At 70.0% G+C, this 24,594-nt stretch carries 17 protein-coding genes and 2 pseudogenes; 13 read left to right on the forward strand and 6 right to left on the reverse strand.

Annotated elements, in window-relative coordinates; genetic code table 11:
- Positions 1 to 24 precede the first annotated feature (24 nt).
- Both IE260_RS27530 and IE260_RS27535 read left to right on the forward strand, forming a co-directional pair.
- Entirely contained in the window at positions 25 to 1,920 is a 1,896-nt protein-coding gene (locus tag IE260_RS27530; RefSeq protein WP_189876497.1) for a CocE/NonD family hydrolase, read from the forward strand.
- 197 nt (positions 1,921 to 2,117) lie between these two features.
- Positions 2,118 to 3,155, forward strand: a complete 1,038-nt coding sequence (locus IE260_RS27535) for a M14 family zinc carboxypeptidase (RefSeq protein WP_189876499.1) — start codon at positions 2,118 to 2,120, stop codon at positions 3,153 to 3,155.
- A 57-nt stretch (positions 3,156 to 3,212) separates the two neighbouring features.
- Here IE260_RS27535 and IE260_RS27540 read toward each other — a convergent pair whose 3' ends face one another.
- Both IE260_RS27540 and IE260_RS27545 read right to left on the reverse strand, forming a co-directional pair.
- Complete coding sequence (locus tag IE260_RS27540; RefSeq protein ID WP_189876501.1) at positions 3,213 to 3,392, reverse strand: hypothetical protein; 180 nt, start codon at positions 3,390 to 3,392, stop codon at positions 3,213 to 3,215.
- 415 nt (positions 3,393 to 3,807) lie between these two features.
- Positions 3,808 to 5,004, reverse strand: a complete 1,197-nt coding sequence (locus tag IE260_RS27545) for a cytochrome P450 family protein (protein WP_189876503.1) — start codon at positions 5,002 to 5,004, stop codon at positions 3,808 to 3,810.
- Positions 5,005 to 5,656: 652 nt separating this feature from the next.
- Here IE260_RS27545 and IE260_RS27550 point away from each other — a divergent pair.
- Positions 5,657 to 7,099, forward strand: coding sequence for a M20/M25/M40 family metallo-hydrolase (locus IE260_RS27550; protein ID WP_189876505.1), 1,443 nt, complete (start codon positions 5,657 to 5,659; stop codon positions 7,097 to 7,099).
- A gap of 306 nt (positions 7,100 to 7,405) precedes the next feature.
- Here the strand turns inward: IE260_RS27550 and IE260_RS27555 are convergent, their stop codons facing one another.
- The gene (locus tag IE260_RS27555; protein ID WP_189876507.1) at positions 7,406 to 8,131 is read right to left on the reverse strand and encodes a potassium channel family protein; all 726 of its coding nucleotides are present in this window, start codon (positions 8,129 to 8,131) and stop codon (positions 7,406 to 7,408) included.
- Positions 8,124 to 9,485, reverse strand: a complete 1,362-nt coding sequence (locus IE260_RS27560) for a TrkH family potassium uptake protein (protein ID WP_308434700.1) — start codon at positions 9,483 to 9,485, stop codon at positions 8,124 to 8,126. Before IE260_RS27560 ends, IE260_RS27555 begins: the two co-directional genes overlap by 8 nt.
- Before the next feature lie 94 nt (positions 9,486 to 9,579).
- On the opposite strand from IE260_RS27560, the gene IE260_RS27565 reads away from it, so the two are divergent.
- The 3 genes from IE260_RS27565 (at position 9,580) to IE260_RS27575 (ending at position 13,119) form a co-directional block, all read left to right on the forward strand.
- On the forward strand, positions 9,580 to 9,759 hold the full coding sequence (locus IE260_RS27565) for a hypothetical protein (protein WP_189876509.1): 180 nt from the start codon (positions 9,580 to 9,582) through the stop codon (positions 9,757 to 9,759).
- 299 nt (positions 9,760 to 10,058) lie between these two features.
- Positions 10,059 to 10,451 (forward strand): VOC family protein, encoded by a 393-nt coding sequence (locus IE260_RS27570; RefSeq protein WP_189876511.1) that lies wholly within the window; start codon positions 10,059 to 10,061, stop codon positions 10,449 to 10,451.
- Positions 10,452 to 11,286: 835 nt separating this feature from the next.
- Positions 11,287 to 13,119 carry a cholesterol oxidase substrate-binding domain-containing protein gene (locus IE260_RS27575; RefSeq protein WP_189876513.1) on the forward strand — a complete coding sequence of 611 codons (1,833 nt, stop codon included), beginning with the start codon at positions 11,287 to 11,289 and terminating at the stop codon, positions 13,117 to 13,119.
- A 398-nt stretch (positions 13,120 to 13,517) separates the two neighbouring features.
- Here the strand turns inward: IE260_RS27575 and IE260_RS27580 are convergent, their stop codons facing one another.
- The gene (locus IE260_RS27580) at positions 13,518 to 16,175 is read right to left on the reverse strand and encodes a family 20 glycosylhydrolase (protein WP_189876515.1); all 2,658 of its coding nucleotides are present in this window, start codon (positions 16,173 to 16,175) and stop codon (positions 13,518 to 13,520) included.
- A 539-nt stretch (positions 16,176 to 16,714) separates the two neighbouring features.
- Here IE260_RS27580 and IE260_RS27585 point away from each other — a divergent pair.
- The 7 genes and pseudogenes from IE260_RS27585 to IE260_RS27615 all read left to right on the forward strand — a co-directional run.
- Positions 16,715 to 16,990 (forward strand): annotated as a pseudogene (locus tag IE260_RS27585) (alpha-N-acetylglucosaminidase N-terminal domain-containing protein); the annotation flags it as partial.
- 118 nt (positions 16,991 to 17,108) lie between these two features.
- A pseudogene (locus IE260_RS27590) lies at positions 17,109 to 17,497 on the forward strand (fumarylacetoacetate hydrolase family protein); the annotation flags it as partial.
- Positions 17,498 to 17,511: 14 nt separating this feature from the next.
- Positions 17,512 to 18,849 (forward strand): L-fuconate dehydratase, encoded by a 1,338-nt coding sequence (locus IE260_RS27595; RefSeq protein ID WP_189876581.1) that lies wholly within the window; start codon positions 17,512 to 17,514, stop codon positions 18,847 to 18,849.
- Positions 18,849 to 19,613, forward strand: coding sequence for an SDR family NAD(P)-dependent oxidoreductase (locus IE260_RS27600; RefSeq protein WP_189876517.1), 765 nt, complete (start codon positions 18,849 to 18,851; stop codon positions 19,611 to 19,613). Before IE260_RS27595 ends, IE260_RS27600 begins: the two co-directional genes overlap by 1 nt.
- A 10-nt stretch (positions 19,614 to 19,623) precedes the next feature.
- A complete protein-coding gene (locus IE260_RS27605) occupies positions 19,624 to 20,637 on the forward strand; it encodes an aldo/keto reductase (RefSeq protein WP_189876519.1) in 1,014 nt (337 codons plus the stop codon).
- Between the two features lie 136 nt (positions 20,638 to 20,773).
- A complete protein-coding gene (locus tag IE260_RS27610; protein ID WP_189876528.1) occupies positions 20,774 to 21,085 on the forward strand; it encodes an L-rhamnose mutarotase in 312 nt (103 codons plus the stop codon).
- A complete protein-coding gene (locus tag IE260_RS27615; protein WP_189876530.1) occupies positions 21,082 to 22,008 on the forward strand; it encodes an amidohydrolase family protein in 927 nt (308 codons plus the stop codon). The genes IE260_RS27610 and IE260_RS27615 overlap by 4 nt, the downstream gene beginning before the upstream one ends.
- A 94-nt stretch (positions 22,009 to 22,102) precedes the next feature.
- On the opposite strand, the gene IE260_RS27620 is transcribed toward IE260_RS27615, so the two are convergent.
- A complete protein-coding gene (locus tag IE260_RS27620) occupies positions 22,103 to 24,316 on the reverse strand; it encodes a family 20 glycosylhydrolase (RefSeq protein ID WP_229881327.1) in 2,214 nt (737 codons plus the stop codon).
- Positions 24,317 to 24,594: the final 278 nt, after the last annotated feature.

Here is a 24,594-nt window from a genome sequence, read left to right on the forward strand (position 1 = left end):
GCACCGACCACTCCGGAGGAGCATGTGAGAGCACGCCGCTCGGCCGCCCGGGCCGCCTCAGTCCTCGTCACCACCCTCGCGTTGACGGGCACGCTCGCCGGCCCCGCCGCCGCGGCGCCCGACGCAGGGTCAGAACCCGCCGCCACAGCGCAGGCCCGGACGGGGGCGGTCGCCACCGCGACCGCCCCCGTCACGCACGAGGAGAACGACCGCGTCCCGGAGGGATCGGTCTGGACGCAGCACTACTTCCCGTCCTCGGACGGCTCCGGCACCGAACTCCACGCCGACGTCCTGCTGCCCGAGGGACTTGCCGAGGGCGAGCGGGTACCCGTCATCCTGTCGGTCGGCCCCTACTTCGGGCACGCGGGGCAGACCGGTCCCGAGGGCTGGACGCACACCGGCCCCTCGTCCCGCTTCCAGGACTTCATCGAGGGCACCGACCTGTTCGACCAGGGCTACGCCTTCGTCATGGTGGACCTGCGCGGTTTCGGCGGCTCCACCGGCTGCCTCGACTGGGCCGGCCCCGGCGAGCAGGCCGACGTCAAGGCCGCGGTCGACTGGGCCGCGAGCCGGCCCTGGTCGACCGGCGCGGTGGGCATGTACGGCAAGTCGTACGACGCCGTCACGGGCCTCATCGGCAACAACCTGGACCAGGACGCGCTCAAGGCCGTTGTCGCCCAGGAGCCCGTCTGGGACATGTACCAGTACATCTACAGCAACGGCGTGCCCCGCCCGAACGTCACCGGCACCGCGAACGCCTACAACGGCATCGCCACGTTCGACCAGATGCCGGACGACGACGCGCACTACCTGGCCAACGCCGCCTACGAGGACACCCACCCGGAGTGCCTCACCGAGAACTCGGCCGGGTACCGAATATCCGACCAGTGGGACGAGCACTGGACCTCCCGCGACCTGGCGAAGATGGCCGAGGGATCCGACACCCCGCTGTTCGTCACCCAGGGCTTCATCGAGAACAACACCAAGCCCGAGGAGATGGAGGAGTACCTCGACAACCACACCGGCCCCGAGCGCGGCTGGCTCGGCCAGTGGGACCACGTGCGCGGCGGCGACCGCGTCGGCGACGGGCGCCTGGCCATGGGCCGCGAGGGCTGGTACGACGAGACCCTCTCCTTCTTCGACCAGTACCTCAAGGGCGTCCGACCGGCGGTCGACTACCCGGCCTACTCCATGGAGGACAACACCGGCGCCTGGCGTGCCCAGGACACCTGGCCGGTCATGGAGCGTTCCGTCACCCTCCCGCTCGGCGGGGGCAGCTACGTGGACGACGGAGGGGCCTCCGCCCGCAGGGCCCTGACCGCCTCCGGCGAGCCGGCGCCGCAGGCTCCCAAGCAGCCGTCCGGCGCGTGGGACATGGAGAACGCGCCCGCGACCGAGCAGCCCGCCCCGAAGGGCCTGGCCAAGGGCATCGCGAAGCAACAGGCTTCCGGTGAGGTCACGTCGAGCTTCTTCCGCTGGTCGCAGCCGGTCGAGCGTGCCGTGCGCATCACCGGGACTCCGCAGGTTTCCCTGACCGCCCAGGGTGAGGGCAATGTCATGCTCAAGCTGTACGACGTCGCTCCGGACGGCACAGCCGTCATGTTCGACGAGCAGGTCTCCCTGGTGGACTCGGGCCGGCTGACCGTCGACCTCAAGTCGACCGACTGGACCCTGGCGGCCGGGCACGTCCTGGCCGTGGAGATCGGTTCCGTCCAGACCGGCTCGTGGCGCGACACGCCGTCCGGCGAGACGATCGAGGTCAAGGGCGCGCAGCTCAGGCTGGCCCTGGACGACCCGGCCGACGACGTCCCCACCGCCGGTGCCCGTTCGCCGTTCCTGGACACCTACCTGCGCCAGTACACGGTGAACCTGCCGGCCGGCCCCGCGACGTTCACGGTGACCCCCGGCTCCCACATCTGACCCCCGTAGGACCGATGCCGGCCGCGGGGCTCCGGACGCACCCCCGGCCGCGGCCGGCACCGGCCCACCCACCTGCCCGCACAGGCCACGCAGCACCAGCCAGACTCATGACCCATGTCGCGAGCTGGGAGCAGTGATCCCGTCCTCTGGACGAAGACCGGCCGCCGCGGGCGGACATGACGAGACGAGGATTCGACATGCGCAGCATCGCCAGATCCGCCTGTACCGCCGCCCTCGCCGGGGCGCTTCTGCTGGCCGGCATGTTCACCGGTAACGCCGCGGCCGTCGGCGAAGGCCCCGACTATCAGGGCAACGAGACGATCAGGACGTCGATCCTGTCGACCTACGACGAAGTCGTGGACTTCCTGAAGACCCAGGACGCCCGGCAGGAGGCGATGGAGCTCGAGGTCATCGGCCAGACCGTCAAGGGCCGCGACATCCACCTCGTCAAGTACGTGAGCGATCCAGGGAACCCGACGATCCTGTACCTGGCCCAGCAGCACGGCAACGAGCAACTGACCACAGAGGCGATGCTGCACACCATCAAGTCGCTCGGCTCGCCGTCCGAGAAGTCGCTGCTGGAGGACGTCAACGTCCTGTTCATCCCCATGTTCAACGCCGACGGCGCCATGGGCGACGTCAACTTCCCCCTCGACGACTACCTCGCCGCCGGGGAACGTCACCTGACCCGCTACAACGCCAACGAGGTCGACCTCAACCGCGACCACGTCGCCAAGGCCCAGCCCGAGACGCGGGCGCTGCACGAGAACGTGCTGAGCGTGTACGACATCGACTACGCGATCGACCTGCACCACCAGGGCACCCGGTCCCGCGTGAACGGCGACCTGGTGTCCGGCTCCATCCTGTACCCGACGACCCCGGACGTCTCGCCCGAACTCGTGGAGAGGTCCAAGAGGTTGGGCGCCGTCGTCTACCGGAACGTCGACCGCACCGGATGGGGCCACATCGGCCTGTACAACGGCGGTTCGGCCAACACGATCGGCCGCAACGGCATGGCAGCCGAGTACGGGATCGCCACCCTCCTCTTCGAGATGCGGGGCATGAGCGACCACGAGTACGCGCCCTATGTGCTCGGTCAGAAGTCCAACGGGTACCTGATCCACCAGTCCGTCGTCACCATGGAGGCCACGATCGCAGCCGTCGCCGACGGATCGATCAGCAAGGCCGACACCTCCTTCTGGGACACCCTGCCCCAGCAGTGCGACACCTGCTGATTCCGCTCGTACGGCTTCCCCGTCAGGCGTCGACGCAGGCCGGGCGCAGCGGCCCGGTCAGCACCACGAGCCGTATTGGACGGTGCGGCGCACCGCACGGTCGCTGTGCCCGCCGATCAGGATGGGCACGCGCGGTCCGGGCGGGCCGACGGTGCTGCGCTCTCCGGGGCGGTCACCGTCGGCGACGGCCTCACCGTCCCACGCCGGGCCGACCCTGCCGATCGTGGAGACGAACACGATCCGCGTTCCTCGGCTCGCCGCGCCAAGTCGAGCAGGAGCGTCCCGTCCGTACCCGGCACCGTGTCGGGCAGACCGATCCCGATGCGCATGCTGCTTCCTCGCCCACGCCGCGCCACCGCCGGACGCACTCCCACCGGCTCGCGGCGGGTTCCCCCATGGCCGGTTTCCGCCGCCGTCGTTCCGTCACCGGCCGCGTCGCGGACCTGTCATGTCAGCATGTGCGTCCGTCTGTCACGGTGACCAAGGTGCCGGTCCGCACGGTCACCCACTCTCCAGACCGTCCCGGGGCGATGGTGAGTCCCCGAGGGGGTACCGAGCACCACGCTCATCGCGCCGACGCCCCCGGAGCCGTGCGGGGTGCTCCGACCGGGAGGCATCAGGGCCGGAGACAGCACCGGCCACCGCCCGCCGGCTACGGGGCGAACCGCACGGGCAGACTCTGCGGGCCGCGGATCATCAGCCCCGGACGCCAGGTGATCGCCGCCGGGTGGATGTCCAGAGCCAGGTTCTCGCAGCGTTCCAGAAGCGTCCTGATGGCAATGCGTGCCTCCAGGCGGGCCAGCGGAGCCCCCAGGCAGTAGTGGATCCCGTGGCCGAACGCCACGTGGCCGCGGGTGTCGCGGGTGATGTCGAAGCGGTCGGGGCTGGGGAAGCGGGCCGGATCGCGGTCGGCGTCGGCGAGGGCCACGAGGACGAGCTCGCCGCCCCCGGGGACGACCGTGTCGCCGATGGTCAGCGGCTCGGTGGTGAACCGGTACGTCGGCGTCTCCACGGGACCGTCGTAACGGAGCATCTCCTCGACGGCGGAGTCGATGAGGGTGAGGTCGGCGCGGAGTGCGGCCAGTTGCTCGGGATGGGTGAGCAGGGCGAGGACGCCGTTGGAGATGAGATTCACGGTGGTCTCGTGGCCCGCTACCAGCAGCAGCCAGGCCATACCGCGGAGTTCGTCGGCGGACAGCCGGTCGCCACCGCCGTCCGAACCGTGGATCAGCGCGCTCATGAGGTCGTCGCCGGGCTGCTGCCGCTTGCTCGCCAGCAGTTCCTCCAGGTACCGCGCCATGGACGCCGCGGCAGTCATGCGGGCTTCGGGGTCGGTGGCGCCGAGAGCGTCGTTCGACCAGGTCCGGAAGGAGGCGCGGTCGAGGTCCGGAACGCCGAGGAGTTCGCAGATGACGGAGATGGGCAGCGGAAAGGACAGGGCCTCGACGAGGTCGGCACGCCCGTCGGGCGCGCTGAGCATCCGGTCCAGGAGCGTGTCGGTGGTCTTCTGGATGCTCGGGGCGAGTTCCTCCACCCGACGGGTGGTGAACTCCCGGGCGACCAGCTTGCGCAGCCGCGTGTGGTCCGGCGGGTCGGCCCTGAGCATATGAGGACCGGAGGAGACGGCACCGAGCGGAAATGAGGGGGACGCCTTGCCCCAGTCCTTCGAGAGCGTCGGATCCGTGAGCGCGGCGCGCCCGGCCTCGTAGCCGACGACGAGCCAGGCCTCCGCGTTCCCCTCCGGCATCCGGATGCGGTGCACTGGACCCTGGGCCCGTAGCCGGGCGTACACAGGGTACGGGTCGCGCGTGAAGGACTCACCGAGCGCGGCTAGGTCGACGATGCTCATGGGCTACCACCTCACTGACGGCTCACGACGGTGACCGACGGTGGGGGCTCACGGCTCCCGGAAGGGGCCCCGCCCGCCGCCGGCGGCGGCGACTGCCCGCCGACTGTAATACGTGCCGTCTCCGGGCAAACCCGGTTTCCGGCAAAGGAAGGCCACGGACCGGTCGGTCTCGGCCATCTCGCCCACCGCCCCCTCGGCAGTGACCCGCGCCGCACCCGCCCCGGCGCGCTCAGCCGCCGCATGTCCGGGAGGGGAACTGCCGCGCACCAACCGGCCCGCCGACTCCCGCAACGCCGTCTCCACGCGGACGGCACCGAGTCCACGGCCCGCTCGTACCGCACGCCGAACAGACCGCCCTCCGCCACCTCGGCCCGGTGTACCCAGGACACCGCCCGAGACCCGCCCGGCGCCACGCCTGTCCGTCCGCCCTGGCCCGCCAGGCACCTCTTCCCACGCGCGATGCCACAGCGTGGGGCGCCGGCGGGCAGTTCTGTCCGTGTACCTGAAGTGCCAGGTTCGCTGCCCGCAACGCAGCGCGCGATTCCGCGACCTGGTGCAGCTCACGCCGAGGCAGGAGACGGCCGTCGGAGGCGGTCCTGTGGCTGCTACCGTCCACTTGTCAAAAGTTTGACGAGTCCATGATGATTTAACCATGTCGCATCAGACGTCACACGCCACCAGCGGCACCACCCGAAGAGCGGTACTCACCGCCGGAGCCGGAGCGGTCGCGGCCGGCGCGGCATCCACCGGTCAGGCGACCGCGGCCGTCCCCGGCCAGGGGCCGGGCCGGGGACACGGAGGCCGCCCCGCCACCGCGCAGTCTCCCTCCCGCGAACTCCGCGCCCTCCTCAAGGAGATCGACCCCGGCCGCATCGAGGCGACCGTGCGCAAGCTCGCCTCCTTCGGCACCCGGCACACCCTGTCCGTCCAGGACGACCCCGTGCGCGGCATCGGCGCCGCCCGGGACTGGATCTTCGCGGAGATGCAGAAGTACGCGGAAGCCTCGGGCGGCCGGATGACCGTCGAACTCCAGTCGTACATCCAGGAACCGGCGTCCCGGATCCCGGTCGCGACCCGGATCACGAACGTCGTCGCCACCCTGCGCGGCTCGGTCACCCCCGAGCGGGTGTACGTCGTCTCCGGGCACTACGACTCCCGCGTCACCGACGTCATGGACGCGACCAGCGACTCCCCGGGCGCGGACGACGACGCCTCCGGCGTCGCGGTGTCCATGGAACTGGCGCGCGTCATGGCCACGCGCCGCCCCGCCGCCACGATCGTCTTCGCGGCCGTCGCGGGCGAGGAGCAGGGCCTGTACGGGGCGACGCACATGGCCGCGCAGTACAAGGCCGCGGGCACGGACGTCCAGGGCATGTTCACCGACGACATCGTCGGCAGTCCCAAGGCGGACGACGGCGCCCTCGACCCGTACACCATCCGGCTCTTCGCCGAGGGCGTGCCCAGCTCGGAGACGCCCGAACAGGCGGCCACCCGGCGTTCGGTGGGCGGCGAGAACGACTCGCCGTCGCGCCAGCTCGCCCGCTTCGTCCGCGACACCGCCGACAACGATGCCACCGGCATGAACGTCCGCGTGATCTACCGCCGCGACCGCTACCTCCGCGGCGGCGATCACATCCCGTTCCTCGAACGCGGCTATCCAGCGGCCCGGTTCACCGAACCCGCCGAGGACTTCGCCCACCAGCACCAGGACGTGCGCGTCGAGGACGGCAAGCAGTTCGGCGACCTGCCGGAGTTCTGCGACTTCGACTACATCGCGCGGGTGGCCCGGGTGAACGGCGCGGCCCTGTGGACCCTCGCCCAGGCCCCGGGCACGCCGAAGAACGCCAAGATCGTCACCAGCAACCTCACCAACTCCACGGAGCTGGTGTGGGACCGCGGCACGGAGCCGTATCTCGCGGGGTACGAGGTGGTGTGGCGCGAGACGACCGTGCCCGAGTGGACCCATGTCATCGAGGTCGGCGACGTGACGCGTCACGAGGTGGACCTGTCGAAGGACAACGTCTTCTTCGGCGTGCGAGCGGTGAGCCGGAACGGCGCGAAGAGCCCGGTGGCGTTCCCGGTGCCGCAACGGTAGGGGGCGGAGTCGAGTACGAACGGCGCCGACGGGTCCCGGACTTCCAGCTCCGTCCCCAGTGGCGACGCGGCCACGAGTGACGTCAGGCTGTGGGTCGGGGACCGCCCCCCGCCGGTGTGGCTCTTCGCGGCTGCCGCCTGCGGCCTGGCGCCGCTCGCGGTCACGCTGCCGGCGCGAGCGCGTCGCGCGGCTGGGCGTAGCGCACGCGTACGGGGCGGGAGCCGGCGTCACGCCGACTCCCGCACCGTACGACCGACCGCGGCCCGTGCGGTTCCACGGCCGCCGGATGCAGGCACGAAGTGGCCCTCACCGGTCCAGCTCCGCGAACGTCTCCACGGCACGGGTCCTGCCGGTGACGATGATGACGTCGCCCGGGTGGACGACCGTTTCGGCCGTGGCGTGGGTGAAGTCGGCGCCGGGGCGTTTGATGCCGACGACCGTCACGCCGTAGGTACTGCGTACGCGGCTCTCGCCGAGCGGGACACCGCCGACGGCCTTCGGGGCGAGCGTCTTGATCAGGGCGTAGTCGCTGTCGAAGGTGATGAAGTCCAGCATCCGGCCGGTGACCAGGTGGGCCACGCGCTCGCCCATGTCGTGTTCGGGCAGGACGACGTGGTGGGCACCGATACGTTCCAGGATCCGACCGTGCTGCCGGGTGCTGGCCCGGGCCCAGATGCCGGCCACGCCGGCATCGACGAGGTTCGAGGTGGTCAGGATGCTGGCCTCCAGGTCGGTGCCGATGCCGACGACCACCCGGGGGAACTCGGCGACGCCGAGCTGCGCCAGCACAGTGGGGTCGGTGCAGTCCGCGGCTGCGGTCCGGGTCAGGTCGTCGCCGACCTTCTGGACGACACCGGCCACGGCGTCGATGCCGAGCACGTCCCAGCCCCGCCGCATCAGCTCCGCCGCCACGGACTGTCCGAAACGGCCGAGACCGATGACCGCCACTCTGGGATCGGGGCGGGCCGGGTGACGGTCGACGGCGGAATGCCGACGCCGGTGTGGACGCAGGAACTTCAGACGGTCAGCCAATGACGGGTCGCTCCTCGGGCAGGGTGTAACGGCGGTCGCGCTGACGCAGGGCGAGCGCGCTGGCGAGGGTGATCGGGCCGACGCGCCCGACGAACATGAGGACGATGACGGTGAGTCGGCCCGCCGCCGGAAGGTCCGCGGTGATGCCGGTACTCAGGCCGACCGTGCCGAAAGCGGAGACGGCCTCGAACAGCACGGCCTCGGCCTGCTCCTCGGTGACGGTGAGCAGCACCAGCGTGCCGGCGATGACGAGGCCCACGCCCATCAGCGCCACGGTGAGGGCCTGGCGCAGCGTCGGAGCCGAGAGCCGGCGGCCCATGATGTCCGTGTCGGCGTGTCCGCGGACCTCGGCCAGGATCGCGGCTCCCAGCACCGCGAATGTGGTGACCTTGATGCCGCCCGCCGTGCCCGCGCTGCCGCCGCCGATGAACATCAGCACGCAGATGCCGAGGAGGGTGGCGGGCTCCATGGCACCGGTGTCGACGGTGTTGAATCCCGCGGTACGCGCGCTGGCCGCGGTGAAGAACCCGTTGAGGAGCTTGTCCCCCCAGTCCACGGATCCGAGAGTTCGCGGGTTGCTCCACTCCAGCGCGCAGGTCATGACGGTGCCGACGGCGAGCAGGACCGCTGAGGTGAAGAGGGTGAGCCGGGTGTGCAGGGACCAGCGGCGCCGGGTGGCGCCGCGGGTGCCGGGGCGGTTGCGCAGCAGTTCGAGCAGTACGGGGAAGCCAAGGGCGCCGAGCACACTCGCGACCGCGATCGGCAGGACGATCCAGGGATCGTTCGCGTAACCGACCAGGTTGTCGTCACGCAGCCCGAAACCGGCGTTGTTGAACGCGGAGATCCCGTAGAAGATCCCGTGGTAGACGGCGTTCCAGGCCGCCAGACCATGGCCGAGGTGGAAACGGACCGCGATCAGGACGGCCGTGACCAACTCGATGGCGAGCGTGGTGCTCGCGACTCCGAGGACCAGCCGGCGGATGTCACCGGTGCCTCCGCTCCGTTCCGCCTGTGTGGTGAGCTGGGTCCGCATCCCCAGCCGGCCAGAGACGAACAGGGCCAGCAGCGACGCGAGCGTCATGATGCCGAAGCCGCCGACCTGGATCAGCGCCAGGACGATGCTTTCGCCGAACCCACTCCAATGGCTGCCGGTGCCCACGATGGACAGCCCGCCGCTGACCGCTCCCGTCGCGGTGAACAAGGCGGTCAGCACGCCGGTGTCCTTGCCGGGCTCGGCGGCGGCAGGCACCATCAGCAGCGCTGCACCCAGCACCACGACCAGCGCGAAGGCCAGGACGACGCCTCGGGTCGGATGGCCGGCCAGCCGGGACCTCCAGGCCCGAGTCGTCCCCACGGCCACCGGCTACCTCCGTCGTCCCGCCGCCACCGCCCACAGCATCCCTGCCGGGGCGGGCGTACGGAACGCGCCACGGCGTCGAGCAGACGTCGTGACCGCAGAATGGCGGCGCCGCTTCCTCCGGGCCCTTGATGCCCTCGTCCCGCAGCTCCTCGATTTCCTGCCGGCGCTACTCCTTGCCGCAGTCGGGAATGTCGGTGCGGGGGAGCTCGCCGATCCGGGCGACCTGAAGGCGGCGGGCGAGGACGGCCGCCGAGATCCGTCTCGCTGAAGGACGGCTCCCGATAGGGCACGCTCTTGTGCACTGGCCCCTGGAACACCGCTGTCGCCGCGACTGGGCCTCGGCATGACGGATGCCGCATGCCGTGAAACGACGCTGACCATCGCCTCTCCACGAGACCGGTCGGATCCACATCACGTTATGACGTCGGTCCTCGGGCGACTGACGCCCGGCGAGTGAAGGGCGCACGACCATCCGGCCGCGGTCCGCGCGGCGCGCCCCGGCACGATGGCGCGCGTGGTGTGGCCTGAGACGTGCAGCACGGGTTCACCACGGAGGAGACACGGAGCATGTTCGGTCAGGCGCAGGCGTTCAGCGGCTTCTCGGTCGACGACCTCGGTGAGGCCCGCCGGTTCTACGGCGAGACTCTCGGCCTCCAGGTGGAGGAGACCGGACAGGGGGACATGCGGATGCTGACCCTCACGCTCGGCAGTGGCGCGCGGGTCTTGGTCTACCCGAAGGAGACGCACACCCCCGCGACGTTCACGATCCTCAACTTCCCCGTCGACGACATCGAGGCCGCCGTCGCCGAACTGGAACGGCGCGGCGTCACCCTGGAGCGCTATGCGGGCTTCGACCACGACGAGAAGGGCATCGTCCGGGTCGGCGGCGACGGCCCCACTGCGGTCGCATGGTTCACCGACCCGGCCGGGAACGTCCTCTCCGTGCTCCAGGAGACGTGACCGAGGGCAGTGACCTGCCTGCCGAGTCAGCAGGAGCTGCCGCAGGACGACGAGCTGCTTCCGCAGGACGACGAACTGCCGCACGACGAGGAGCTGCTCCCACAGGACGACGAACTGCCACTGGAGCAGCCGCTCGACGCACCTCCGCCGACGCCTGCTTCCCACCAGGACGAGTGGGCGGAGGGGCTGCCGGCGTCATGCGCCGACGTTCCGGTGTGCGTGCCGGTCCCGGTTGGCGACGCTCCATGGCCGTGCCCGGCACTCGGGCCGGGCGCGGTCGCCCACACGCCGAGATCGTCCCAGGCGCGGCGCCATGCCCGGCGCATCATCCATGTGGCCACCATGACGAGCACCAGTACGCACACAGCCGCCAGCACGAATGCGATCAACATGACGTCCCCCTTCCGCCGGGCCTGCGCACCGACTGTCCGCAGGATGCCCCACGGTCCGGTGACCCGAAGCGCCTCTTGAGCAAGCCCAGAGCTTCGAGGACCCTCCGACGGAGCCCGGCGATGTGACCTCTGCCGCGCTCGCCGGGCGCGGACGACACGGGTGGCCCCTGAGTACGTCCCGGTCACAGGCCGACGGTCTGGTGACCGACGTCGTTGCCGAGGGCCGTCAGTGATCGGACGGTCGGTACAGGGGGGCGGGAACGTCATTGGAGGCCGCATGCGGGATGGGCCTCGAGGAGGGGGCGATTCGCGAGACTTTCACTCGATCGCGTAGATCAAACGACCATATGACTGTAGGGCTCCTGATTCCTGGTTAGCGTGCGTGCACGGTCGGCCTGGCAGGGCCGGTTCGGGTGGGACGGGACCAGGGGAGGTTCTCGGCAATGACGGACGAGTCTTCGGTTCAGGGCGGTGGGCTGTCGCGGCGCAGTTTGCTCGCGTCGTCAGTCGCCGCGGGCGGCGCGGTCTGGCTGTTGCGCGCGGTGGTCCGGCCGGGAAGCGCCTACGCCGACGCGCCGTCGCCGCCTGGCTTCCCTGCCGGGCTCGACGTCTACCGGCGCGTCTACGAGAACTGGGCCGGCGAAATCCGTGCCGACCAGTTGTGGACGTGCGCGCCGCGCACCCCGCAGGAAGTGCTCGACGTCGTGAACTGGGCCTACGGTGCCGGCTGGACGGTACGCGCCCAGGGGAAGCGGCATGGCTGGGCTCCGCTCACGGTGGCCGACGGCACACCCGCCGCGGCCCAGGTCGTCCTGGTGGACACCACCGCACACCTCACCGAGATGTCGCTCGAGCGGCAGGACACCGACGGGTCGGCCCTGATCCGGGTCCAGGCCGGGGCCCTGCTGGAGACACTCCTCGCGTTCGCCGGCGAGCACGGATACGGGGTCGTCTCCGCGCCGGCACCCGGGGAACTGTCGGTCGGCGGCGCGTTGGCCATCGGCGCGCACGGTACGGCCGTCCCCGCCATCGGGGAGAACCCGTCGCCCGGCCACGGTTACGGCTCGTTGAGCAATCTGGTCACCGAGCTGACCGCGGTCGTCTGGGACGACGACGCCGGCGAGTACGTCCTGCGGACGGTCGGCCGGGCCGAGCCCGACTGCGACGCGCTCCTCACCCACCTCGGCCGTTCGCTCGTCACCGAGGCCGTGCTGCGGGTGGGCACCGACCACAACCTGCGCTGCCGTTCCTTCCTGGACATCCCCGCCACCGAACTGTTCGCCGCCCCCGGTGCCCCGGCCGGCACTCGGACCCTGGCCGGCTTCGTGGACAGGACCGGCCGGGCGGAGGCGATCTGGTTCGCGTTCACGGACAAGCCCTGGCTGAAGGTCTGGAGCGTCACCCCCGAACGGCCGTTCGCCGCCCGCGCGGTCGACGGGCCGTACAACTACCCGTTCTCCGACTCGCTTCCCGAGCCGGTGGCCCGGCTCGCCGGAACCCTGGTCTCGGGAGCCTGGGCGAGCGCCCCGCTCTTCGGGCAGGTCCAGTACCTGCTGGCCAAGGTCGCGCTGACCGGCGACATCACCGACGTCCTGCTGTCGGGAACCCTCGTGCGGGACGTCCTGACCGGCGACGTGCTCACCCACCTGCTGGCGGGCGGGCTGCGCTCGGACCTGTGGGGCGCCTCCCGCAACCTACTGGAGTACGTGCGGCCTACCACACTGCGCGAGACGGCCAACGGCTATGCCGTCCTCACCCGCCGCGCCGATCTGCAGTGGGTGGTCAGCCAGTTCGCCGACTTCTACCGCACGCTGCTCGCTGAGTACGCGGCACGCGGCGAGTACCCGGTCAACGGCCAGGTGGAGATCCGGGTGACCGGCCTGGAGACCCCGTCCGTGTGCGGCATCCCCGGCGCCCGGCCACCGCTGCTGTCCGCCCTGCGGCCGCGTCCGGACCGGCCGGAGGTCGACACCGCCGTGTGGATCGACGTCCTCTCCTTGCCGACCACACCTGCCCTGCACCGCTTCTACCGGGACATCGAGCAGTTCCTCTTGGCCATGGACGGGGACCGGGCGACGGTCCGTGTGGAGTGGTCCAAGGGCTGGGCCTACACCGACACCGCCGCGTGGTCCGACCCGGACGTCCTCACGCGGGCCGTCCCCGCCTCACTGCGCGCCGGGGGAGGCCCAGGCTGGGACGAGGCGGTCGCGATTCTGAACCGGCTCGACCCCCATCACGTGGTCTCCGGCCCGTTCCTCGACGCGCTGCTGCGCTGAGCAGGCGGGCGGGGCAGGCGGCGGGCTCCGTGCGCGAATACCGGCACCGGTGGCGGCCACCAGTGCCGGTGCCGCACCCGTCCGCGGCGAGCTCTTCCGGGCAGGGCGCCACTCCGGTCTGTTCGTCCGATCGCGTCAGTTCACCTGCCGCGGCAGCTGCCACTCACGCCCCGCCGCAGGCTGCTGCACAGTGTGTTCCAGTGGCCCGTTTCGTGCGTATCCCCTCCGGCTTCCGATGTCCGCCGTGGGCGCGTGCCCTTGCAGGTCGACCAGGACCGCGCGCCGCTGCTCGGCCGGCACAACACTCGGAGCAATGGGCTGGAACGTCCGTCAGCGGTAGTCATGCCGGTTCGACAGGACCGTGGCGGCGCAGGAGACAACCAGGTCTCCTTGTCTCGTCACTGCGGTGCACGAACGACCACCTCGGCGAGTGAGAGGGTCCCGGTGGTCGGAAGCTGGACCCGTACGTACCGCTTGTGGCCGGCGATGTCGACCAGCGCGGACGACCCGATGGTGCCCTCGTAGCGGACGCTGACAACGCCGGGCGTGGCCAGGGCCTCGTCCAGCGAGTCCGGCAGCGGTGTGTCGGAGAGAAGGATCAGCGGGTCGGTGAGCCGCTCGGAGCAGCAGTCGGTGCGGTTGAACAGCTTTACGCTGCCGATCCACTCGCGCCGGCCGAGGTCGACCTGCCACCATGGCCGGCTGACGTTCTCCTCGGTGTGGGTGATCGATGCGGAGCCCCAGCTGCCGCTGGTGTTGCCGTCGATGCCGCGCTCCGGCGAACCACCCCAGGCGGTGCTGGACTGGGAGGCGGCCTGGCCCTCGGCGAGGTTGCCGGGTATCACGGGCTGATGGTTCCACTCGATCGGTGAGGTTCGGGTCTGCGCGACGCCGCCGTCGATGTAGTTGGTCGTGGCGGTGAAGCCCTGGGTGTCGTGGGCCTGCCCGCCGGTCCAGGTCGCTGTCGCGGTCGTGGTCCAGGCCTCGCCGGGGGCGAGGCTGTCGCGCTGTTGCTCGGCCGGGGTGACGGTCCAGCCGGCGGTGCCGGTCAACGAGACGCTGACACCGGTCACCGGTGCGGCGGTCCCGTTGGTCACCGTCACAGTGATCGGCGTGGTCTCGCCGACGCCGACCGTGCGCCGGGTGACGGTCGCGCCCACCTCGACGACGCCCGTGAGCTCGAACACCTGGGGCCGGTGGCCGTCGGGGATCTGCTGCACCAGACCGGAGCCGTCGAGCACCGCGATCATGCGGGTGACCGCATTGGTCAGGGTCAGGCCGGCGTTGGACGTGGCGATCTGCCACCGCTGCAGGGCGTTGCTGCGGCTGCAGTCCTCGAGCGTGATCGCGGCAAGCGGCTCCAGCGGCGTGTTGAGGAACCGGCGGCCCTGGCGTGCCTCGAGGCAGCGGTCCGTGGCCGGATCCTTCAACACGTAGTAGCCGTCGGGGGTGGTCGATATCCGGAACTCGGTGCCCTCCGAGCCGAGGACGACGCGCGCGCCCGCCGCCGCGCCGGCGCCCGTCAGGTAGTGGTTGGCCGCGGACACCACGTAGCGCCCTGGCCGGATGGGGGTGCGGTCGACGTTGTCGAAGCCCGGTGCCCGTCCGACCGCGTCCGCGCGAGCTGCGAAATCGTCGTACGTCGGATCCGGCGTGGAGTCGCCCCAGGTGGCCTGGGCTATGAACCGCAGCGGCATCCGGACCTCGTCCTCGATCTCGTTCTCGGTGTTCCCGGAGCCGTTGTCGGGCCAGAGGGTGATCTTGGCGCCGGTGATCCCGGTGCCGTCGGCGACGTTCTCGCCATCGAAGTTCAGCGGGGTCCAGCCCTCGCCGTACAGGCTTCCGGCGTTCGTCTTGAAGCCGCCGCGGACGTTGTAGAGGGCGTAGGCCGAGTTCATCACCGAACGCCCCTCCGCGAGGAGCTGAGAAGGTTTCACCTCGTCGTCGGCCCAGTGCTCCACGACGATTTCGCGGTCCAGCGGCACCGTCCCGGCCGTCGTGATCCCGTCGTTCCAGATCCGCAGGGTCTTGCCCTTCGCCTTGACGTAGGCGTTGATCCGGTTGACGAAGTCGGTGAACGCGTCCTCGGCCACCGCCTCCGGGCCGAACTTCTCCTGGGCGTAGGCGAGCATCTGCGGGTAGCGCGAGTAGTCCGAGCCGAGCATGTACTCGTCGGCGCCCATGTGCCAGTACGGGGTGTCGAAGACCTTGAAGTACTCGTCGATGATCGAGGTGAGGAACGCGAACGCCTCGGGCTTGGTGATGTCGAGCCGTGACGGCTGCTTGTCCCCGTCGACGTCGGTGAGCTGAAGGTCCGGTCGGTTGCGGATCCAGGTGTCGATGTGACCGGGGGAGTTGACCTCGGGGACCAGTGTGATGTGGTACTTGTCCGCGAGGCGCTGGAGCCGGTCGATCTGGGCGGGCGTGTAGTAGCCCCACTCGTTCGCCTCGGGGTGCGCCGTGCTCTTCACCTTCAGCTCCAGCCAGAGCTGGTTGAGCTTGAGGTACGCCGCGTCCTTGATCAGGCGTTCGAGCCAGGGCATCGACACGTGGATGTAGCAGGCGCACACCCCGACGCCCCGCTCGGCGTACGCGGGAACGTCGACGGCCTCGCCGGCGGGCACCGGGGTTCCGGCGCGAAGCAGCTGCAACACGGTCCGGGTGCCGAGGAAGGCGCCGTCCTCGGTGCGGCCGGTGACCTGGATGGCGGTGTCGACGCTCAGCGCGTAGCCCTCCGACCCGAGGTCGGCCCGGTCGGACTCGAGATCGAGCACGATGTCGCCCGCGCGCGGTGTCATGGTCGTGCTCTTGACAGGGAGCGTTCGTCCGAGTATGTCCGACAGGTCCGTGGCGAAGGTGGCCGCGTCGTCGACCAGTTCGTTGTCGCGGACCAGGACGCGGCTGGTCCGGGCCGGCGTGAAGCTGCCCGCCGCCGGTTCCCAGTCGGACAGTGCCGGAAGGGTCGTCGGGCTGCCGGGTGCGGTCTCGGCGGTCGGGGTCCCCGGTGCGGCCGAGCCGGTGACGGGGCCGAGGCCGGTCGAGAGTGCGGCGAGCAACGCAAGTACTGCGGTTCTGACTGCGATGCTGCGAGTGCCGGAGCGCATGGTGGTGCCTCTCAATTTCTCTACCGCGTCCGTCGGACGTCGTTGCCGCGGCCGACCGTGGAGGCGCAGGAGTGTTCCTCGAGGCCGCCGTCCGCACCTCTCCAGCCGGAGAGGAGCCTCCGAGCAGTCCGGGTCGGTGTGCACCGCGTCGGAGGCGTCGAGCATGTGTGAGGTGGGGAAGCGCACGCCGGTCGAACTGATGCCACGGATGGTGGACATGAGGCTCCTCGCCTGACGAATTCACGGGTAACCTAGAGATCGGATCTATCAGCCGTCAAGATGGTTGTAGTTCGACGTTTTCCGTGACTGAGATCGCTATGCATCCGATACATGGGAGGTCTGACGAGGTCGGCTCGACTCGACCTCCGCGAGACTCCACCGGTGCCTGTTGACTGCAGTGGTCTTGACGGTGACTCCGCAACCGGCCGTACGATCACCGCTCAAGTGGTGTAGGCCAATCGTAGGCCGGCGTTCGGGAGGCTCTCATGGACATGCCCCGCCGCACGTTCCTCGCGTCGGCCGCCGAAGCCGAGGAAGTGGCCCAGGAGGTCCTGAGACGGCGGCTGCCGGACCACTGGGACCAGACGGAGCTCCGTACGGTCGCGCGCCACGATGGGCAGGACGCCTTACGGGTGTCCGGGCGGACGGGACGGATCACGGTCGAGGGCACCAGCGCCGGTGTGCAACTGACCGGTGTCCACTGGTACGTCGAACAGGTCGCGCACCCGCACGTGTCGTGGAACGGTGAGCAGCTCGACCGTCTGCCGCGGCGGCTCCCCGGCGTCGGCACTCCACTGGCCACCGCGAACCTCGCCCCCGATTCGCGTTCAGCGACACGGGTGAGGGCTGCGCCGGCCCGTACCGCGACCGGCCGTACTGGGAACACGAGATCGACGTGCGTCGATCCCCGACCGGCCCGTGGTCTTCATGAAGGACCCGGACACGGTCGTGGGGCCGTACGACGACGTCCTCGTTCCACGCGGATCGGTCAAGACGGACCGCGAGGTCGGGCCGGCCGTCGTCATGGGCCGGACCGCGCGCTGCCTGGAGGGTGCCGAAAAGGGCCTGGCCCACATCGCAGGATCCGCCGTCAGCGACGACGTCCCGGAACGCGGATCTACATGGTTCTCAGGCCTGGCGACGTCATCGACACCGGCACACCGGCCGGTGTCGCCCTCGGCCTGCCCGGCACGCCCCACCTGCGCCCCGGCGACATCGTCGACCTGTCCATCGACGGGCTCGGCAGCCGGCGCCAGACCTCCATCCAAGCCTGAAAGGCCGCACGCACATGACTTCGGTCAGCGCCAGGATCACGGCCGTCGAGACTCACGACATCCGCTTCCCCACTTCCCGGGAGCTGGACGGCTCCGACGCCATGAACCCCGACCCCGACTACTCGGCTGCCTACGTCGTGCTGCGCACGAACGCCGAGGACGGCCTGGAAGGCCACGGGTTCGCCTTCACGACCGGACGGGGCAACGACGTCCAGGTTGCCGCCATTGACGCGCTCGCACCCCACCTCGTCGGACGCGACGTGGACGCCCTGTGTGCCGACCCCGGGTCACTTGCTCGCCATCTGACGGGCGACAGCCAGCTGCGCTGGCTCGGCCCCGAGAAGGGCGTCATGCACATGGCCGTCGGCGCGGTCGTCAACGCGGCGTGGGATCTTGCCGCCAAGCGTGCCCACAAGCCGCTGTGGCGCTTTCTCGTCGATGCCACACCGGAATGGCTCGTCTCTCAGGTGGATTTCCGCTACATCGCCGATGTGCTCACTCCTGGCGACGCGCTCCGCCTCCTGACTGCCGGCAGAAATGGTTCCGACGCGCGCCGGGAGCGGCTGCTCGCACGCGGATACCCTGCCTATACGACGTCGCCCGGCTGGCTCGGCTACTCCGACGAGAAGCTCACCCGCCTCGCCCGCCGTGCGGTGGCCGACGGCTTCACCCAGATCAAGCTCAAGGTCGGCGCCGACCTGGAGGACGACATCCGGCGCATGCGCACGGCCCGGTCCGCCGTGGGCTCCGGTATTCGCATCGCGATCGACGCCAACCAGCGGTGGAACGTCCCCGAGGCCATCGAATGGACCAAAGCGCTCTCGGAGTTCGACCCTTACTGGATCGAGGAGCCGACCAGCCCCGATGACATCCTCGGCCACGCCACCGTCCGGGCCAACGTGACCCCTGTCAAGGTCGCCACCGGCGAGCACGTCCAGAATCGGGTCGTCTTCAAACAACTGCTCCAGGCCGGAGCCATCGACTTCCTCCAGATCGACGCCACCCGCGTCGGAGGCGTCAACGAGAACCTCGCCATCCTCCTCCTCGCCGCCAAGTTCGGGGTACCCGTGTGCCCGCACGCAGGCGGAGTCGGCCTCTGCGAACTGGTCCAGCATCTGTCGATGTTCGACTACGTCGCCCTCTCCGGCACCACGGAGAACAGAGTCATCGAATTCGTCGATCACCTGCACGAGCACTTCGTCACGCCGGTGCTCATCCGAGACGGTCACTACCAGGCTCCGGCGGCGGCCGGGTTTTCCGCCGAGATGCACCCCGGAACCCTTACCGCCTACGCCTACCCGAACGGCACCTTCTGGACCGCCGACCGAGCCCTCACACCGGAGACCTCCTAATGACACAGCCGACCGCCCTGAGCGGCCTGAAGGCCATCGTGACCGGCGGCGCCTCCGGCATCGGCCTCGCCACCGCCGAACTGCTCGCCGCACGTGGCGCCGATGTCGCCGTGCTCGACCTCGAACCCGGCGCAGCGCCCTCCCCGCTGCGCCAGTACCGGGCAGACGTCGGCGACGACCCCTCCGTGCGGCGCGCCGTCGACGCAGCGGCCGCGGACCTCGGGGGTATCGACATCCTCGTGAACAACGCCGGCGTCGGTGCGATCGGCACCATCGAGGACAACGACGACGCCCAATGGCGGAGAGTGTTCGACGTCAACGTGATGGGAATCGTCCGCACCAGCCGCGCCGCCCTGCCACATCTGAGGCGCTCCCGCTCCGCCGCCGTGGTCAACACCTGCTCCATCGCGGCGACCGCCGGACTGCCGCAGCGCGCCCTCTACAGTGCCAGTAAGGGCGCCGTGTTGTCCCTGACCCTCGCGATGGCCGCCGACCACATCCGTGAAGGCATCCGTGTCAACTGCGTCAATCCGGGCACGGTCGACACCCCTTGGGTGGGCCGTCTGCTCGATGCCGCGCAGGACCCGGCGGCCGAACGCGCTGCCCTGGAGGCCCGCCAGCCCTCGGGGCGTCTCGTCACAGCGCACGAAGTGGCCGAAGCGATTGCCTACCTGGCCGGGCCTGCCGCAGGCTCCGTCACCGGATCCGCGCTTGCCGTGGACGGCGGAATGGCCGGTCTGCGGCTGCGTCCGGCAGCTCACTGAAAGGCATCCCATGCATGCCCCCCATCCCGCCCGGACCACGCTTGGACCGAGTGGCGTGCCTGTCACCCGGCTCTCCTTCGGGGCCGCGGCCATGGGAAACCTCTACAGCGAAGTGACCCCCGCTCAGGGCGCGGGCGCCGTGGACGCGGCCTGGGACGCGGGAATCCGCTACTTCGACACGGCTCCGCACTACGGGCTCGGACTCTCCGAGAGGCGGCTCGGCGCAGCCTTGCGCACCCGCCCCCGCCGCGACTACGTCCTGTCGACCAAGGTCGGCCGCATTCTTCAGCCGATCCCGGTGAAGGGGGACGACCTCGCGCACGGATTCGCCGTCCCTGCCGACCATCGCAGGGTCTGGGACTTCAGCGCCCGAGGCGTACGCCGCAGCATCGGCGAGAGTCTGCGCCGCCTCGGCCTCGACCGGATCGACGTGGTCTACCTGCACGATCCCGACGACCACATGGACCAGGCACTCAAGGAGGCCTACCCCGAGCTGGAACGACTCCGTGCGGAGGGTGTCGTCTCCGCCATCGGAGTCGGCATGAACCAGACGTCGCTCCTGACACGCTTCGTCCGCGACACCGACGTCGATGCGGTGCTCTGCGCCGGCCGGTACACCCTGCTGGACCAGGACGCCCTGGGCACCCTTCTGCCCGAGGCACAGGCCCGACGCAAGAGCGTCGTCATCGGAGGCGTGTTCAACTCCGGCCTGCTCGCCGACCCCAAGCCCGGTGCGACCTACGACTACCGGGCAGCGCCCCCGGAGCTCGTACAGCGAGCACTGAGCATCCAGACCGTGGCCGAACGCCATGGCGTGCCACTGAGGGCTCTGGCCCTGCGCTTCCCGCTGGGGCACCCGGCAGTCGCCACCGTGCTCGTCGGCGCCCGTTCCCGGTACGAGGTGCAGGACGCGGCGGCGATGCTCGCCACCTCCGTGCCCGATGACCTGTGGGCCGAGCTGCGCGAGGAAGGACTCCTGCCCGCCGATGTTCCGGTGCCGGAAGGAGGAACGCCGTGCGCATAGCGCTCTTCGCCACCTGCTTCAACGAGTACTGGAACGATCGTGCTCAACACCGACACGGCTCTTCCGCCTCACGGCCGGCGATCCGCTCACCTCATATCCGCCCCGTCCTTGTCTCCCCGCACGCAAAGGAAAGCGCATGAGAGTCGCCCTGCACACCAAGGTGCGCGCCGACCGAATCTCCGAATACGAGGCTGCGCACCGTCACGTACCGGACGAGCTGACCGAGGCCATCCGAAACGCGGGGGCCACCTCCTGGACCATCTGGCGCAGCGGAACGGACCTGTTCCACCTCATCGAATGCGAGGACTACACCCAGCTCATCGGCAGGCTGGAACACCTTCCGGTGAACGTGGCCTGGCAGGCCCGCATGGCCGACCTCCTCGACGTCGTGCACGACTACAGCAGTGACGGCGCCACCGCCGGCATGACTCCGGTCTGGTCCCTGTGACAGCGACCGGCCTCGTCGATGCGCATCACCACGTGTGGGACCTCGCCGTCCGCGACCAGGACTGGATCCGCGGCGAGGAGCTCAAGCCTTTGAGGCGCTCCTTCAGCCTCGACGATCTGACACCCGCGGCCCGCGAGGCCGGTGTCACCTCAACGGTGCTGGTCCAGACCGTCACCGTCGCGGAAGAGACGCCCGAGCTGCTCTCACTCGCGGAAGAAGGCCGACTCGTCACCGGAGTCGTCGGCTGGACCGACCTGACCGCCCCGGACGTCGACGAGGCACTCGCGCACCTGCGGAACCTGCCCGGTGGCCGGCATCTCGTGGGCATCCGCCACCAGGTGCAGAACGAGCCCGACCCGGAATGGCTGGTCCGCCAGGATGTGCTGCGCGGGCTGGCCGCGGTCGCCGCAGCGGGCCTCGCCTATGACCTGGTCGTCGTGGAGCGGCAGCTCCCCGCAGCGATCCGAGCCGCTGCCCTGCTGCCGCAGTTGACCTTCGTCCTCGACCACGCGGGCAAGCCGGCGATCGTGACGGGAGAGCGAGAGCCCTGGGCCGCTCACGTGCGGCGTTTCGCCGCACTGCCCAACACCGTGTGCAAGCTCTCGGGGCTGGTGACGGAGGCCCGCTGGGACTCGTGGACCATCGACGACCTGCGCCCGTACGTGCAAACGGTTCTGGACGAGTTCGGCCCCGATCGCGCCATGTTCGGGTCCGACTGGCCGGTGTGCACCCTGGCCGCTTCGTACAAGGAGGTGACGCAAGTCATGGCAGACCTCACTTCGGACCTCGAAAAGCACGAGCGGTCGGCCGTCTTCGGCACGACCGCTCGCCGTACTTATGGGCTTCACGATGCGCCGACGGGCTGTGCCGGCGCGACGGGACCAGGTCCGAGCGACCCGCATCACGACCCACACAGCCCATGAAGGAAGCGCCCCATGGCCCTGCGGCAATGGTTTCCCCGAGCACGGCTCGGCGTATTCATCCACTGGACATCTACGCCGTCGACGGCGTAATGGGTCAGCGGCGGTACGCGGCGAACCGCCCCCGGACCTGGTCGGCGGTGAGTGCCTCGTCCCAGGTGACGAGCTCGTCGAGGTCACCCCGCAGGCTCACCTTCGGGGTTCCGATCGAGCGCATCGGCAGCGGCACGGACGCGTCGATGGTGCCGACCCGGGTCCCGTCGGCGTACAAGGTGGTGCGTCCCGGCTCGGCCACCCAGGTCAGCTGGACCCACCGGGCGAGCGGCAGCGTGTAGTCGAAGCTGTGATCGGCGTCGCCGTAGCGGGTGAAACCGACCTTCCCGGTGCCGTACTGCTGCAGCTTCAGGGCGCCGGACTCGGAGCTGAGCAGCACCTGATCACCGGTCCGTTCGGTGAGCCTGACCCAGGCGGACACGGTCCACGGTTCGGCCACGTCCAGACCGCCGAAGCCCACCCCGTCACGGTCGTGGTCGAAGCGGAAGGCCTGACCGCGTACGCCGTCGTCGACGAGCTCCGGGTTGTTGATGATGTACGAGGTGCCGGGCAGGCCGCCCGCGATGTCCTCCGCCATGATCGTCTGGGGTGGCCGGCTGGCGTATGTCCATCCGCTGGGGTACGACGCCTCGTCGAACGTCCAGTGGTGGCTGGGCCGTCCGTCGTCCACGCGCGGCTTCTCGGGGGCCGGCCGGACGCCGGGTGGATCGCCGAGGCGTGTCACCAGGGTCCGGAACCCGGCCACGGAGCCCGGGGTCGAGGAGCCGTTCCAGGTCCGGTCGGCCAGGATGGCGCGCGGCATCGCCATGTGCTGCTCGAAGTAGCCGTCCTCGGCCCAGAAGTTGTAGTCGGCCCAGTTCATGACGCTCGAGCCGAGCATGTCCGGCGCCGTGCTCGGCGCCCATGTGTCGTACATCCAGGACTGGTTCGGGTACAGATTGTGGTAGTTGTTCGGGGTCACGTAGAACGGCCCTATGGCGATTTCGTCGTGACCGGGGATGGCCGGTTCGCTGCCCGTGCCCTCCCAGGTGATGAAGACGACCGGGCCGTGCACCGTCTGCTGCGGTGCGTCCATGTGTTCGGATCCGTTGTAGACGGCGGTGCGTTTGCCGTTCTTCGTCACCACGTCGTCGAGGGTGTTGATGTAACGGTTGAGGAGATCGCCGAGCGTGCTGACCTCCGGGTCGTCGGCCAGGAACTCCTTGACCCGGGGGCAGTCGCCGAGCTGGCCGGGGACCTCCTCGGCGCCGATCGAGAACAGCGGGGCGTCGAACCAGCGCGTGAACTCGTCGACGATGGCCTTCGTCGTCTCGACCGCCTTCTCACTGGTCATGTCGATGATCCAGTCGGGAGTGAGATGGGAGTGGGTGTGGGCGCCGGTGCACGGGTTCTCGCCCGAGCCGAAGCCGATGTCGAAGGTCTCACTGATCGCCGTGGCGTGCCCGGGGATCTCCAGACCCGGCATCACCTGGACGTGATGGCGGGCGGCGAACGACTTCAGGTGCTCGATGTCGGCGCGGCTGTAGCTGTGGTCCGGGTCGGCCAGGCCCGGGAACTTCGGGCTGTACAGGCGGAAGCCCTCCGACTCGGAAAGATGCAGGAAGAGGGTGTTGAGCTTGTGATCGCCCATCCGCCGGACGAGGTTCTCGAGGTAGCCCATCGTCCAGTACTTGCGGCCGGCGTCGAGGTGTACCATCCGCATCCGCTGGGTGGGCCGGTCCGTGCTGCGGGCGCGTGGCACGTCACGGTGGCCCGAGTCGGCGCGCAGCGTCTGCAGCAGTGTTCGCGTCCCGTAGTAGAGGCCGTGGGTGGTGGCAGCGTCGACGCGGATGGCGTCCGAGCTGTCGAACCGGTAGCCCTCGGCGCCGAGCTCGGGATCGTCCGTCAGCCGCAGCCGGATGTCGCCCCGGCGCGGTTCCACGGGCGCGCTGGTGACGGTGAGGCGCAGACCACTGACCTGCTCGACCTCGCCCTGCAGTTGGGTCGCGAGCTGATGCGTGGTCTGGCGGGCGGGTCCCGGCAGCTCCTGCTGGCCGGACGGCATGGCCGTACGGGTACGGGACTGCGGGGCGACGATGATCCGGGAGCGCTCGGTGAGGGCGACAGTGCCGCCGAGGGCGTCCCACTGTGTGGGTCTGGGAACCACCGGTGGTGGGCCGGTCTGTTGCGAGCCGGGCTCGTCGGCGACGGCCGGGGAGAGAAAGGACCCGGTGAGGACCGCGAGAATCGCGGTGAGCACCGGTATGACGCGACGCATAGCGCCTCCGGGGTGGCGGTCGACAGGCAGGGTGAGCGCAGAACGGCCGGCACCATGGGGTGTTTCGGCCGCTGGGTCGCTCATTCACCCAATGTTCTCTGCCGATTCGTGGGCTCATGAGGGGCCGGTCGGCTGGAAACGTAGAGAGACATCCGATGACTGTCAAGGGTGTGGAACGAGTGCCGGTCCATGGTGCGACGATCGGCCGGTAGGCGGTGTGACGAGCCGCCAGGGTGACCCGGGGTCGCATCGTGCCGTACGGCGAACCCCTTGACGAC

Origin of the sequence: Streptomyces viridiviolaceus (assembly GCF_014650995.1) — a bacterium.
GTDB classification, from domain to species: domain Bacteria; phylum Actinomycetota; class Actinomycetes; order Streptomycetales; family Streptomycetaceae; genus Streptomyces; species Streptomyces viridiviolaceus.